The organism is Chitinophaga sp. (assembly GCF_019236475.1).
Lineage (GTDB): Bacteria > Bacteroidota > Bacteroidia > Chitinophagales > Chitinophagaceae > Chitinophaga.
Genome location: NZ_JAFAIX010000014.1, coordinates 91,969 through 105,434, shown reverse-complemented (window position 1 = coordinate 105,434; position 13,466 = coordinate 91,969). Strand labels below are relative to the sequence as shown.

Genomic DNA, 13,466 nt, shown 5'->3' with positions numbered 1-13,466 from the left:
ACGATACAATGAAATTTTCATTTTCCATCATAGGATTAGCATCGCTGGTATGTATGTCGACAGCCTGTCAGCAAAACCGGAATGGCAAAGACGTAGCAAAGAAAGTGGGTGCTGATTCCGCAACTGCTTTTCTGCTCAGCAAGGATACCGTCAATAAACAGATGACATTTCCTTCCGAGCTGATTCCATTGGAGCGGGCGGAGATGTATGCGAAGGTAAGCGGCTATGTAGGTGCCTTGAAAGTGGACATTGGTGATAAGGTAAGTAAAGGCCAGTTGCTGGCAGTATTGGAAGCGCCAGAAGCCAATGCGAACTATGCGCAGGCGAATGCAGAGGTACAGACAGCTCGTTCGCGATATTTAGGGAGTCTGGATGCATACCGGAGAATTTTGAATGCCGCAAAAGTAGAAGGGACCATAGCGGCCGGAGAGTTGGAAAAAGCGAAAAGCCTCATGATGGCCGACAGCGCGGCCCTCAACGCAGCGCGTTCTAAGACAAATGCATTTGCTCAATTGAAAGATTACCTGACTATTCGCGCTCCATTTAATGGCGTTGTTACCCAGCGAAATGTAGATCCTGGAACGCTAGTGAGTGCAGGTAATCCTAAACCACTGCTGGTAGTAGAGAATATCAGTACGCTTCGTTTACGCGTTCCCGTTCCAGAGGCATATATAGCTGCCAATAGCGGCACATCTACCATTCATTTTACAGTAGATGCCCAGCCGGATGTAACGTATCAGGCCACCTTATCCCGAAAGGCGGGAGCATTAAACCTATCAAACAGAACTGAAACATGGGAATTTCTTTTCCAGAACAATAACCATCAGCTCAAATCGGGCATGTTTGCCAATGCAGTATTGAATCTGGGTAGAAAAACGCCTACCTTCTTGGTCCCTGCATCTGCGGTAGCCACCAACCTGGAAAAACGTTTTGTGATCCGGCTGAAAGATGGAAAAGCAGAATGGGTGGATGTACGCAATGGTATCAATCTGGGAGATAAAACAGAAATTTTTGGGAATCTTTCAGTAGGGGATACCCTGTTGACGAGAGCTACAGATGAGATAAAGGTGGGGAGTAGTTTGGTGCCGAAATTTGGGAAGAAGTAAGCGGTTGATATTAGAAAGGCTATCCCTATATGTATAGATAACGGCTAGGGATAGCCGCTGATACGGAAGGAGCGATAGTTGTTGAATGGTGGAGAGAGATTATCTTAGTGCCCTGGATTGTGCCCAGAAAATCAACCCAACCAAATTTAAAAGCTGGATAACAGTTAATCCAACTACTGAAAATACAATGGGAGATGGATATCTAACAGGAATATACTGATAGCTCAGACATAATGCATATAAGTTGGCTATACTGATCAGTAAGCAAATCCCTTTATGCTTCATTTTTTCATTAGCCAGTACCGATACAGCAACGGCAAATCCAGAGAAAAATATCACCTGGTTAGAAAAATCAGTTAACCAAACATTGTAAATGAGGAGCAGGTTAATGTAACAGACAAGGGTATACGTAGCTTTCAGATATTTTCCACGAATGAGGAAATAAGTGGCTATCCCCAGACAGATAATGGCAATTAGCAGTAAATTAATTGTCTCCTCCCAAATCAGTGTGGTGTATGTAAATGGAAGGATAAGACTTGCTACAATAGATGCTACAGTAAATCCCCAAAGGTTTTTCACTTCCTGTGTAGCATAATTTTTTGCTGGATAAAAAAAGAGTTTCATAATGGGTTATAATGGTGAAAGTTAAGATGCTGCGTGCGACAGGAGTAACCTTATCGGCACCAGATGTCTACGTAAGGCGCTCTCCAGGTCACTTATTGAATATGGCTTCAAAAGAATTTCATCAATTTTCTCTGCGCATGGTTTATGCTTTATGCGCTCTACATCACCAGATGCAATAATGATAGGTAAATGTTTAAGGTCTTCCTGACTTCTTATATAGTCTATCAATGCCTCGGATGTGGTGCTGGGACCTAAATAGTAATCGCATAAGACAAGATTAGGCTTTTCTTTTAGTTTTTCCAATGCATCGGTTATGTTTTCCGCTGTTATACACGTTGCGCCTGTATGAGCAATCCTTTTGGCAATAATACTACGCTCAATATGATTGTCGTCTACTGCCAGTATTTTATAGCCTTTTAAGCTACCAGGGGTAGAGAATAAAGAAGATGATATTTTTTTCTCATGGCTTATCTCCAATGGCAGCTTCCATGAAAAGACGGTATGGTTATCAGCAGAATTTACAATGATATCGCCCTTAAGATGCCGCGCATAGGTACGGGAAAGGAATAATCCAAGCCCAGTACTATTTTCCTCCGTTGCAGAGGACGAGAATTCAGCAAATAGCTTTGTCATGAGCGTTTCATCAATAGTACCCGCATTTATTGTTTGGAAATATATGAATTTCTGATCACAAGATACCCGAATTTCCGCATTGGTATGCTGAGGAGCATATTTGACCATATTGGAGAATAGATTATTCAGAATCTTCATGCATAATATTTCGTCTGCATAAATTAAAGTTGGTAGTTGCTCGTGGTACGACAAATGAATACTAACACCTCGACCATTGGCAACATATCTTTGCATGGTATAGGACGACTCTACCAAATCCTTCAAATCAATGGAATTTCTTTTAGTCTCATAGTGCTTTATAGCGTTCAGGCGTGATAGATCCAATACATTATTGACTACCTGCTGACACAACATAGCGGCCCCCAATATATTATCCACTTCTTTTCGTAACTCCGGGTCAAATTCATTTCTTTTTAAATAGAAGAGTTGTGCAATCCCTAAAATGGAATTCAATGGGGTCCGTAACTCATGAGAAACCATGTCTACATACCTACTTTTCGCTTGCATGGCCTCCTCCAATTGCTCATGAGATATTCTGAGTTTTTCGTTTAACCGATGAAACCTGGCATTCACCTGACCTGAAAATTGCACGTAATAGAAAATAGTGGCTGCTGTCAACCCAGTTCCTGTTGCCAGTACAATCCAGCGTATGATATTCGCATGTTCTTTGGCAATACTGATGGGAGGGAACCATCCGAAGGAGTAATTCAGTTCCAGGAATAGCAACATAGACAGGACCAATGTTGTAGGAAAGATCAGTAACATCTTTCCACGTAACAAACAAACACTGGCCCCGAATAAGAACGATACCAATAGATGTATTTCCGCAAGCGGCCCTAATATAATGCCATAAAAGACTAAGGCACCATTCAGTATAACGAAGAAGGTACAAATGGTAAGATTTAATCCAATATACTTTGGCAGAGAGGGTAAAATGAAAAAGAATACTCCCAGAAATGCTTCCAGATAGTATATAGGTGTAAAATGTAATACCTTCCCTACGGTCATACCACCCGTAAGGGAAAGGATGGCAACCATGTATGATATTTTTTTTAGAATTGAAATGGTTCCTTTGTCTGAGAATGTAGTCATTGGGTGTTAAAATTTTTTGGGTTTTAATGAGGGGAGGCTAATCATGGAAAGCACATGCTGTATAGAAGTTGTAGGCATGCTATTCAAGATAAAACTAAATGATTTTTTAGGAGGTGATCGTTAATTGTAGGTTATTCATAGTGCTGTATGTTTATTTTGAACTATTGCATACGACCTCCAAAAGAATAATCAGATTCTCCTAGGATATCAGTACTAATGCATTCTACTTCCCAAATATAAGCATCTGACACTGAACTTCCAATAGGTAAAAGTGCAGGCGTCGAATCCTTTAGATTCTGGCTGTGCTGAAACTTTTTACAGATAAAAATTGACAGATATTTGTAATCTTGTAAAAATATATTCATCCATTTATGGTAACCGTTCATGATATCATCGCCCTGATGGGCCAGAAAAGTACAACGCCTGCAATGGCGGAGCTCTTTGCATCTTGCTCATTAGGAAAGCCTCCTAAAACAGTCAATGCCAATCAAAGTAGCAAAAGCTTTACAGATAAAGCGAATCAACTAAGTTTCAGTTTTAAATTCGACATTACCAATGAGCAGTTTTATCCTCCGGTAAGTCCTAAAAATGATGACTATAATTTCGAAAGCTATCTATCTTCCGTCGTACTCTTTTCTGCCAGTAGGGGAAAGAAAAAAGTGCCAGATCCAAAGCCAGCCAGCTTCTGGGAGGGATTTATAGCACCTGATGCGACCTATGAATCACTTCTGGCATTTATTGGCGCAGATGATACCAAGGGTAAAACCATTTTTAGAAAATCATTGAATGAGATAGCAGAAGTAGTGATATGGACGGAGAGTAAGGATCATGCTATTTCCACCATGGAGCTGCGTTTGAAGGAATCCCGCGAAATATTCTCCCAGTATAATTTCGTGGAGAAATATACCCGCAATACCGTAAAACCAGCCTATTCGCTGCTGGTAAAATGGCTTTTCGATCATCATTTCCTATTACTGCCGGAAGAAGCCTATCAGGAATCCCTGCCAGCGAATCATACCACCATACTGGCTTTTACGGCTAAATATCTCCGGAATCATATCTGGACCAATCAACTCATTGCTGACGAAATCCTGGTATCTTTCCTGTACAAAATTTCTAGCAATCGTACGATACCGTTGCCAGATGGGAGTTCCATGAATGTCTATATCAAACATCTATTCATCCAGAGCAGTGGCCAATGGGACGCGCACCAGGAAATCTATAATAACCGCAATTTCGAAGAGCTGGATGCTTTTGAAGGAAGTATTACTTTAAACGAAAGTCAACAACAACACTTCCTCCAAACATTGACGCAGACTTTCGAATTATTTAAACAAATCCCTAAAGAAGACTTCTTCTAATCTCATGCAGTACCTGGATACATTGATGCATATGTCTGCCTGGCAGCTATTCCTAGTTTTTCTGATACAGAACCTGCTGGTATTTGCGGCTGCGCTGGGATTGGGATATATCATACGCCTGCTTTTCCAGGTACCATCGCAACAAATTACCCGAAAGGAGTGGAGATTGGCAGGGATAACGGTTATCATCAATTCCGTCATCACTTTGGTGGGTGGACTCCTATGGCAATCCGGTTTCATTCACCTGCAAAGCGGCTGGAATAGCACCGTACTAACGGATACGATTATACTTTTTCTGGCAATGGATCTGCTGATGTACGTTTTTCATTATCTCATCCACCATTCCGTGTTATATCGTTATATCCACCAGTTGCATCATGAGGCGATTGATCCCACGCCAGTGGATTTGTTTGTACTGCATCCCGTGGAAACCATTGGTTTTGGCCTATTGTGGCTGATGGTGTTATTATCAGGCCATTTCAATCTCCTCGCCGTGATACTATATTTGTGTTTGAATGTGGTATTCGGAGTAGTGGGGCACTTGGGTTTTGAGCCGTTGGGGAGACACGGTTCTGGCCAGTGGAAAGCGTTCCAATGGATGGGAACTTCCAGTTTCCACCATGCACATCATCGGGATATAAATGGCAACTTTGGCTTTTATACCAGCATTTGGGATCGCCTTTTCCGTACTTATTTGCCAGCAGATAAAAAATAGATTTGTGGAGACAGCTAGTTCTTAATACTATTTGTCTCCACCTATCAAAAATTTATCCTTCTACTTCCTTCAGTTGCTGCGTGACAATTTGCTTATGTTCCTTGGCCCATTCTCCCAATACATTCCAGATGGGAATCAGTTTATAGGCAATATCAGTTAATTCGTATTCCACGCGGGGTGGGATTTCTGGGTATACGATTCTCGTTACCAGCAGGTCTTTTTCCAGTTCTCTCAACTGAAGCGTCAGCATTCTTTCCGTAATCCCTGGGATGTTTTTGCGTAATTCCCCGAACCTCAATTTGCCATTTCTCAGCTCACATAAGATCAGCATCTTCCAGCGGCCCCCGATTTTACAAATAGAATACACGGAGTCGCAAGACTCCATCAAATTCTTTGCGTTCATCGCATTTGTCGAATTTTCCTTTCTCCTTCCCATTACTTACATTTTTGTTCGTACCATACATTTTATTCACCACTTACAAAAATAAGGGTTGAGCAATAGTTTTGCAAAATCGAATGCATCACCGGGATGACATCAGGAATTTTTACAACAGATTAATTAAAAGAAGCAAGCATGAAAAAATATGCCTACATCGGAAGTCTTGGATTTATAGGCGTCATTACAACAGAATTTGGCGTCATTGGCATCCTTCCTCAAATAGCGACCCACTATGGTATTACCATTGATAAAGCCGGTTGGCTCCTCAGCGCTTTTGCACTGGTAATAGCCCTCACAGGGCCATTTATGACTTTGATAACCTCCAGTTATAACCGAAAAACGATGATGACCCTTGCCTTATCCCTGTTTGTAGTGACAGGGATAGTATCTTTCATGTCGCCTCCTTTCTGGTTGTTGATGCTGGTGAGGATTTTACCGGCTTTTCTGCAACCGGTATATATTGCCTCTGCTTTGTCGGTGGCCATCAATGGAGCAGATAAGGCAAAAGAAAACGAGTTGATGAGCATTGTATTCGCCGGCGTAGCGATAGCCATGGTAACCACTGTGCCTTTTGCCACTTGGTTGGCTAGTCTTTATAACTGGCAATATTCCTTCTTGGTGCAGTTGATTGTGAGCATCATTGCCGTGGTGGCCATTTATACTGTGTTGCCCTCTATGCCGGTGCAAGAAGAGAAATCCTTTGGTAGTCAGTTGCGCATCCTCCGCGATCCGGTGTTTATTCTCAGTGCATTGGTCAATTTATGCATGGTATCGGGGTGGTTTTCTACTTACAGTTATTTCGTGGACTACCTGAACAAAGCCAAACAAATGGACGACACCATGGTGAGTTACATGATGTTCCTATTTGGGATTATCGGGGTAGGAGCGATGTGGGTGGCCGGAAAGCTGCTCAATAAACATATCGCCGGAACAACGATGTTTTTTCTATCAGGCACCTTGATCATTCCCTTGCTGTTGCATATTGCAGGCGTTAATCTAGCCGCTAATATACTAGTGATCGGACTTTGGGGATTCTTGTACTCGCCCAGTTTCTTGAATGCCTCCACCTATATGATTTCTGCGGCGCCAGGTGCATTGGAATTTGCCAATAGTTTATCTACTTCATTTGGTAACCTCGGCGTAACGATAGGTACAACCGCCGGCGGATGGGTGATTGCGAACTACGGTGTTGGCTATACGCCATGGCTTACTTTTGGATTTGGCATCATTACTTTCATGTTGATGGGGTTACGGAAGGTACTAGCACAAAGGAAAGCACAAGTTGCCATCGCATAAAAGATTTTGAAAGGCTGCAGGAGATCCCGCAGCCTTTTTACTAGTAGCTATACACCGTTAACACCTATTAATTCATATGTTGTAGTATTTGACGCAGTGTAGCCGTTTCCGTTGACGAGAGTGGCTGTAGTGGATTGCGTAATTGACCGCCTTCTTCACCGAGAATTTCCAGTCCTGCCTTGATCGCTCTTGGCAGGCCAGTGGCTACAATGAATTTTAAGAGATCCACTTGGTCGTAGAAGAGGGTATTAGCAGCTTGCAAATCATTGCGCTCTATGGCCTTATACAATGCCAGGTTGAGCTGCGGTATCAGGTTTGGCGCTGCGGTACACCAACCACTTGCCCCTGCGGCAAAAGCTGCCAGTGCCAATGGATTGGAACCATTGTAAAAGGCCACCTCTTCCCCTAGCTCCCGGCGGAGGTACTGCATCCGCTGTACATCTCCCGTACTCTCTTTGATCATGGTGACATTCGGAATCTGGAGGAGTCGCTTTAAGAGGGCAGGCGACATATCCACGCCGCCAGTAGCCGGATTATTATATGCCATTATGGGAATGGAGATCCGCGAGGCTACAGCCTCATAATGCCGGAATATCTCGTCATCTGTGAGTTTCCAGTAGCTCATAGGAATAATCATCACGGCGGTGGCGCCGGCCTTTTCTGCATAACGAGCATGATAGATGGTGCGCTCTGTAGTCAGGCAGGATACGCCCACCAGTGTGGGTACCCGACCGCCCACCTGTTGGATGGCTGCGGTAGTCACGGCTTCTTTTTCTTCGTCTTGTAGATAAGGGAGTACGCCCGTACTGCCCAATGGCGCAATGGCATGTGAACCGTTGGCAACGAGGCGCTCTACCAATCGCTGGAATAAGGGGATATCTACTTGTCCTAATGAATCGAATGGTGTGATAGGATATGCAATGATACCCTTGAATGGAACATGGTTCATGTGATGAGGATTTTTTAATTAGAGATCTCTTCCTTCTTCTTCGCGGAGCGCTACGCCCAGGTTCTGGAGCTGTGGCGCGTTTTCGCAGGCAATGTATTTGGCAGGGGCTTCGTTGCTGAGGTTCTGATGCCTGTGCCATGCCCAAGAAGGAATATACACAGCGTCTCCGGCTTCCCATTCTACCTTTTCGCCTTCTACTTCTGTCCAGCCGTGGCCTTCGAGGACATACAGCACGGTTTCATAGGTATGACGATGGCGGTTGGTGAGCTGTCCTGGCAGCAATCCACCAATGGTCATGCTGACGTTCTTGCTGGGAAGGTCTACAAAGAAAACGGGATGTTTTCTTTCTTCGGAAAACTGATTGTGTTCGCCCGCCTGTTCTACATTTTTATGTAAGAGGTGACTGGGTTTTACATATTTAGGTCTTGCGAATGTTTCGTGGAAGTCTTTCGAACTGAATTGTTTTGTAGCCATAACTTTAAATTTTTTGTGGTGATTTTGCGTGATTGCCCCACAAAAGTATTTTACCTTTGGACTAGCTGAATGATACAGTTTTTATAAAATCAGGTAGTCCAGATGTTAAGACCTTGGAAATTGCAAATGAAGCTGGAGCCGCATTCCGGCAAGGCGATATATTTACAGATTGCGGATGCGATCATTGAGGATATTAAATCAGGCCGGTTAAAGGCTGGGGCGGCCTTGCCTGGGAGTCGCGTGCTGGCGGCAGCCTTGGAATTGAATCGGAATACAGTAGTGGAAGCGTTACAGGTATTACTCCATGAAGAGTGGGTAGTGTCTGTAGAAAGGAAGGGGATTTTTGTGGCGGCGCAACTGCCGAATGCTGGCCGGCCAGCAAAACCGCGTCTCCCGAAATCTGACCCGCCAACACCTGAAAAATCAGTGCATATTGTATTTGATGATGGGCATCCTGATAGTAAAATCGCGCCCGTAAATGCCTTGGCGAGGGCATATCGACAACTCTTTAACCAGAAAGCAAAATGGAAGATGATGGGCTATGCCAATGAGCTGGGAGATCCCGCATTCCGCAAAGCCATTGCCCATATGCTCAATCATCAACGAGGAATGCAGTTGGATGAACACCAGATCTGTATTACCCGTGGCAGCCAGATGGCCATGTACCTGGCGGCACAATGTCTTATCCGGGAGGGAGATGAAGTAGTGGTAGAGCATCCTGGATATATGCCAGCATGGCGTGCCCTGGAACATGCCGGTGCAAAATTACTGCATGTGCCAGTGGACCAAGACGGCATTCGTGTTGATAAAATTGCGCAGTATATAGCCGCTGGTCGGAAAATAAAAGCAGTATATATTACGCCGCATCACCAGTATCCGACCACCGTTACACTTAGTCTGCAACGGCGATTGGAACTGATCCGGCTTTCCAATAAACATCATTTTACCATCATGGAAGATGATTATGATAACGAGTTTCATTTCGGCTATCGGCCTATATTACCGGTGTCTAGCCTCGAAGAGGTGAAGCATTATATGTATATTGGTACGATGAGTAAAGTGGTAGCCCCTGCGCTACGTATAGGCTATCTCGTTGGATCGGCGGCCACGATTGAAAAGGTAGGCCAGTTGCGTAAAATGATAGATGTTCAGGGAGACACGATCATGGAACAGGCAGTATTACAACTGATCGAAGACGGGACTATTCGCCGCCATATTAAAAAAGCAACCGCTTACTACCGCTCTAAGCGCGACCTGACAGCCCAGTTATTACAACAACATCTGGAAGGCAAACTACAATATACCATCCCAGAAGGCGGACTAGCTTTTTGGTTGGTACCAATAGCAAAGATAGACTGGGAGCTACTTTCAGTGAAACTGCTGAAACGTGGTGTGAAAATCATCTCCCAGGAAATATATGGCAAACATCCACAAGTGAACGGATTTCGTTTGAGTTACGGCGCTTTGTCGGAAGTCCAACTGCGAGAAGGTATTGCAGCATTGGCAGCATGTTTATGATTAATTCCTTATATTGTTTATAGAAGGTGAAAAATAATATGCCTACAAGAAAACTTTAACCCAATGACCCTTACTTCACAAATAGCCAAACACTTTCGGGATGTGCATTTCGGTGGAAACTGGACCAGTGTGAATCTGAAGGATACCCTGGCAGACATTACCTGGGAAGAAGCTACCACGCAGTTACATGATTTGAATACCATTGCGGTGCTCGTGTTTCATATGAATTATTATGTCAGCCCTGTCTTGAAGGTATTGCAAGGAGGACCGTTGGTAGCCAGTGATAAATTGAGTTTTGATGTACCCGTGATTACAACAGCGGAAGAATGGAAGGAGTTGGTGAATAAAGCGCTGGCAGAAGCGGAGCAGTTGGCTGTAGCAATAGCCGCATTGGGTGAAACTAAGCTGGATAAGGACTTTGCGGACCCGAAATATGGAAATTATTATCGTAATTTAACAGGATTAATTGAACATACCCATTATCATCTCGGACAGATTACCATCATCAAGAAAATGATCCGGGCCAACGTCGTAAAGTAAATATCAATCCCTTGAGTACGGCTATACGAGATATGGAGCCTGCTGCCTGGAAGGAATAATAATTTACCTTAAATTTGCCCCCAAAATTTAACCATGTTTAAACCGCTGTTGTATACTGCGATTGCAGTATCCTTGTTGACCGCCTGTAGCAAAAGTGATAAATCTACAGTTGATAATAGTAATCAACCCGTTGATAGCATTGCCGTTCAGATCTCCGGAAGTGTTAACAAGCAATTTAAGATTGCCCAAAAATCCACTGTTGGCTATACGAAATTTACCAAAACTGGTTTTGAAACCTTTACCATTACTGCCGACCTAGATTCGGCTGGAAAAGCATATCATGTATCCTGTGGGGCACTGCCTATGCAGTTGATAAAAGGGGAACAGGTATTCGATGGAATGCTGTCTACCGGCGGTCAAACTACCATCGGCACTTCTAATGATCGGAAAGACTACAGCGGGGGAATGTATTTCCTCTATTTTGATACAGATATCAATCGTACTAACAGTAAGGTACATATGAATTTGACGGATATCACTGATATGGGGAAATATCTGCGGCTGAGAGGAAGTTATAATTATAATGCCGCCTACGCCAGTGCAGATTTATCCATGCCATGTATACAGGATATGTTGGCCAATTCGGGCCGTCAGCCTGCGTATAATGCGCCGGTATGTGGTGCACAGGATATTCATGTAAATGCTACGTTTACAGTGTATATTGATAAGATTACACAGCAATAATTCAAAGAGTCCATATCTCCAGATGTGGACTCTTTGAATATTAATTGTAAGGGTCCATGATATTGCTTCGGAAATGAGGCATGTTTCTCCATCGCTGTGCGGGGTTAATACTACCTGAAAATTCCTGACTGAATACTTCCCCCTCCACATCTTTACCATTAACATACAGTAGGGAGAATCGTAGCTTTACCCGTTGGCTACCCTCATAAACAGGGCATGTTAATTCCCAGTAATTACCAGCGTTGAGAGGTATTTGCATATAGCTGTTTCCACACCAGCTTTGCGGAAAATATTCCAGATTTTGCCATTTGTTGTTGATATATGCCTGCATGCTCATATACAGTCGGTAATCCTGGGCATTAAACTGAATAGTGCTGTCGGTATTATTGATAATACGTACTTTATAGCCCTTGTAAAGGTTTTCAAAAGGCACGATAGTAGTGGTGTCTATTTGGATCTGAAGTGCATTGGCTACATAGGTGCTGCGGTGCTGAATAGGACGTGGGAGTGGGTGATATGTCCTTGGGGCATATCTGAATTTGATTTGATTGGTAGTATCTTCTTCTACATAACAATAAGCTTCCAGTTTGTAATCAATATTTAAAGGGAATAAGTGTTGATTGTTTTTTGCCTGCCAGATGATTTTCCCTTGCTCATTGATGTAGGTGAGCAGGCTGTCTTTGGTGCACCGCAGTAGTCCGTTAATAAAGCCTCCTACATCTACCGCTTCCAGTACAGCAGGTAGGATGATTTTACCTTTTCTGTCGGCCATTCCAAATTTCTCATTTCCTAATGTATCCTGTTGGGTGAAAAAGAAATAATTGGCGGTCATACCATACTGGAGAATATTCTCATACTGCGGTTGGATAAGATATTTACCCATTGTATCAATCATGCCATATTTGCCACCTTCCCGTACAAATGCATAGCCATATTGAAAACCATTGTCTTTGAATCCGTTAAATTTAGTTGGTATTACTTCCCCGTTGCCCTTCATCAATACGATGTTATCATTGACCGTCATGATGGATCTGTTATTGGAGAAGGTTGTAGGATTGTAGTCTATTCCTCTTAGTAGGATTTTTTTACTATGTAAATCGAATAAGTATCTACTGTTGTGGCCTATTGAATCCCGGTGACGCAGGATGATTTTTCCATCCAACAGTTCTTGGGTACTTAAGATGTTACTATTATATCGGAATATTTCCTGTGCGGAAGAATCCAGTAATATATTGTCATTCCCCATGCTATCAGGCACTTTTAACCAAGCGACCATATATCCATTCGATGGGGACTCTATTTCTGAAACTCTATTCATAACAGTATGCGTAAGACCAGTACTATCGCTCAACACCCAACCTTCGTCCTCTTTTTTTGTAAGGATCAGGCCATGATTCAACAGCGCAATATGTTGATATACCGTATCCAATAACAATTTGCCTGATAAATCAATCATGCCGGTATGATTAAATCTGGATTCAACGATGGCTTTTCCATTATGAAAAGGACCGCCATTGGAAAATCCAGCAATTACCATTATCCCTGATCGGTCAATATATTGGCCGGTATCTCCTTTGTAAACAAAGGCCAGTCCTTCTGAAAAGGGGGTGGCATAATCGAATTTTGCTTCAATTACAGGTCTTCCCGATTCATCAATGTAACCGTAATAACCGTTTTCACGAACCGCAGCCAGTCCTTCTGAGAAGTCCTGTGCGACTACAAACCGGGCAGCGATAACCATTTCGCCCCGCTCGTTGATATAGCCCTGTTTGTAATTTTCCTGGATGACGAATCTAGGTTGACCATTTGAATGCGAATGGTGTTGTAAACCTGCATCACAGGCTTGCAGCAGCAATAGTATGGCTCCGAAAAGAGGCCATATTGGAAAAGCTGTTTTTTTCATATGTAAGGGATCTGAGATGATATGAAAACGATATTAGATAATAGCTAGTTTACAGGTGGATCTTTCTCCATG

The 13,466-nt window shown here is 43.2% G+C and carries 13 protein-coding genes; 7 read left to right on the top strand and 6 right to left on the bottom strand.

The annotated features are described in order from the left end of the window. Window positions 1-8 precede the first annotated feature (8 nt). Window positions 9-1,106: an efflux RND transporter periplasmic adaptor subunit gene (locus JO154_RS25695; RefSeq protein WP_291951871.1), complete on the top strand. Its 1,098-nt coding sequence runs from the start codon at window positions 9-11 to the stop codon at window positions 1,104-1,106. Window positions 1,107-1,205: 99 nt separating this feature from the next. Here the strand turns inward: JO154_RS25695 and JO154_RS25690 are convergent, their stop codons facing one another. Together JO154_RS25690 and JO154_RS25685 are read right to left on the bottom strand one after the other, a co-directional pair. Further along, a complete protein-coding gene (locus tag JO154_RS25690) occupies window positions 1,206-1,730 on the bottom strand; it encodes a hypothetical protein (RefSeq protein WP_291951868.1) in 525 nt (174 codons plus the stop codon). Window positions 1,731-1,751: 21 nt separating this feature from the next. Next, window positions 1,752-3,401 (bottom strand): histidine kinase dimerization/phospho-acceptor domain-containing protein, encoded by a 1,650-nt coding sequence (locus JO154_RS25685; protein WP_291951864.1) that lies wholly within the window; start codon window positions 3,399-3,401, stop codon window positions 1,752-1,754. 425 nt (window positions 3,402-3,826) lie between these two features. Between JO154_RS25685 and JO154_RS25680 the strand changes: the two genes are divergently transcribed. Together JO154_RS25680 and JO154_RS25675 are read left to right on the top strand one after the other, a co-directional pair. After that, window positions 3,827-4,816, top strand: a complete 990-nt coding sequence (locus JO154_RS25680) for a hypothetical protein (protein WP_291951861.1) — start codon at window positions 3,827-3,829, stop codon at window positions 4,814-4,816. A gap of 4 nt (window positions 4,817-4,820) precedes the next feature. After that, window positions 4,821-5,531 (top strand): sterol desaturase family protein, encoded by a 711-nt coding sequence (locus tag JO154_RS25675; protein WP_291951858.1) that lies wholly within the window; start codon window positions 4,821-4,823, stop codon window positions 5,529-5,531. Window positions 5,532-5,583: 52 nt separating this feature from the next. On the opposite strand, the gene JO154_RS25670 is transcribed toward JO154_RS25675, so the two are convergent. Continuing rightward, on the bottom strand, window positions 5,584-5,934 hold the full coding sequence (locus tag JO154_RS25670; protein ID WP_291951855.1) for a helix-turn-helix domain-containing protein: 351 nt from the start codon (window positions 5,932-5,934) through the stop codon (window positions 5,584-5,586). Between the two features lie 171 nt (window positions 5,935-6,105). Between JO154_RS25670 and JO154_RS25665 the strand changes: the two genes are divergently transcribed. Then, on the top strand, window positions 6,106-7,266 hold the full coding sequence (locus JO154_RS25665) for an MFS transporter (protein ID WP_291951852.1): 1,161 nt from the start codon (window positions 6,106-6,108) through the stop codon (window positions 7,264-7,266). Between the two features lie 67 nt (window positions 7,267-7,333). Here the strand turns inward: JO154_RS25665 and JO154_RS25660 are convergent, their stop codons facing one another. After that, on the bottom strand, window positions 7,334-8,215 hold the full coding sequence (locus JO154_RS25660; RefSeq protein ID WP_291951849.1) for a dihydrodipicolinate synthase family protein: 882 nt from the start codon (window positions 8,213-8,215) through the stop codon (window positions 7,334-7,336). 18 nt (window positions 8,216-8,233) lie between these two features. Beyond that, window positions 8,234-8,689: a cupin domain-containing protein gene (locus JO154_RS25655; protein WP_291951847.1), complete on the bottom strand. Its 456-nt coding sequence runs from the start codon at window positions 8,687-8,689 to the stop codon at window positions 8,234-8,236. A gap of 102 nt (window positions 8,690-8,791) precedes the next feature. On the opposite strand from JO154_RS25655, the gene JO154_RS25650 reads away from it, so the two are divergent. From JO154_RS25650 to JO154_RS25640, 3 genes are all read left to right on the top strand, one after another. Next, entirely contained in the window at window positions 8,792-10,207 is a 1,416-nt protein-coding gene (locus tag JO154_RS25650) for a PLP-dependent aminotransferase family protein (protein WP_291951844.1), read from the top strand. A gap of 63 nt (window positions 10,208-10,270) precedes the next feature. Further along, window positions 10,271-10,747, top strand: coding sequence for a DUF1572 domain-containing protein (locus tag JO154_RS25645; protein WP_291951841.1), 477 nt, complete (start codon window positions 10,271-10,273; stop codon window positions 10,745-10,747). A 93-nt stretch (window positions 10,748-10,840) separates the two neighbouring features. Beyond that, window positions 10,841-11,491 carry a hypothetical protein gene (locus JO154_RS25640; RefSeq protein ID WP_291951837.1) on the top strand — a complete coding sequence of 217 codons (651 nt, stop codon included), beginning with the start codon at window positions 10,841-10,843 and terminating at the stop codon, window positions 11,489-11,491. Window positions 11,492-11,531: 40 nt separating this feature from the next. Here the strand turns inward: JO154_RS25640 and JO154_RS25635 are convergent, their stop codons facing one another. Continuing rightward, entirely contained in the window at window positions 11,532-13,394 is a 1,863-nt protein-coding gene (locus JO154_RS25635; RefSeq protein ID WP_291951834.1) for a WG repeat-containing protein, read from the bottom strand. Window positions 13,395-13,466 lie beyond the last annotated feature (72 nt).

Coding starts and splice junctions, on each gene's coding strand:
- JO154_RS25695 (WP_291951871.1), top strand. CDS start 9: ATGAAATTTTCATTTTCCATCATAGGATTAGCATCGCTGGTATGTATG.
- JO154_RS25690 (WP_291951868.1), bottom strand. CDS start 1,730: ATGAAACTCTTTTTTTATCCAGCAAAAAATTATGCTACACAGGAAGTG.
- JO154_RS25685 (WP_291951864.1), bottom strand. CDS start 3,401: ATGGTTGCCATCCTTTCCCTTACGGGTGGTATGACCGTAGGGAAGGTA.
- JO154_RS25680 (WP_291951861.1), top strand. CDS start 3,827: ATGGTAACCGTTCATGATATCATCGCCCTGATGGGCCAGAAAAGTACA.
- JO154_RS25675 (WP_291951858.1), top strand. CDS start 4,821: ATGCAGTACCTGGATACATTGATGCATATGTCTGCCTGGCAGCTATTC.
- JO154_RS25670 (WP_291951855.1), bottom strand. CDS start 5,934: ATGAACGCAAAGAATTTGATGGAGTCTTGCGACTCCGTGTATTCTATT.
- JO154_RS25665 (WP_291951852.1), top strand. CDS start 6,106: ATGAAAAAATATGCCTACATCGGAAGTCTTGGATTTATAGGCGTCATT.
- JO154_RS25660 (WP_291951849.1), bottom strand. CDS start 8,215: ATGAACCATGTTCCATTCAAGGGTATCATTGCATATCCTATCACACCA.
- JO154_RS25655 (WP_291951847.1), bottom strand. CDS start 8,689: ATGGCTACAAAACAATTCAGTTCGAAAGACTTCCACGAAACATTCGCA.
- JO154_RS25650 (WP_291951844.1), top strand. CDS start 8,792: ATGTTAAGACCTTGGAAATTGCAAATGAAGCTGGAGCCGCATTCCGGC.
- JO154_RS25645 (WP_291951841.1), top strand. CDS start 10,271: ATGACCCTTACTTCACAAATAGCCAAACACTTTCGGGATGTGCATTTC.
- JO154_RS25640 (WP_291951837.1), top strand. CDS start 10,841: ATGTTTAAACCGCTGTTGTATACTGCGATTGCAGTATCCTTGTTGACC.
- JO154_RS25635 (WP_291951834.1), bottom strand. CDS start 13,394: ATGAAAAAAACAGCTTTTCCAATATGGCCTCTTTTCGGAGCCATACTA.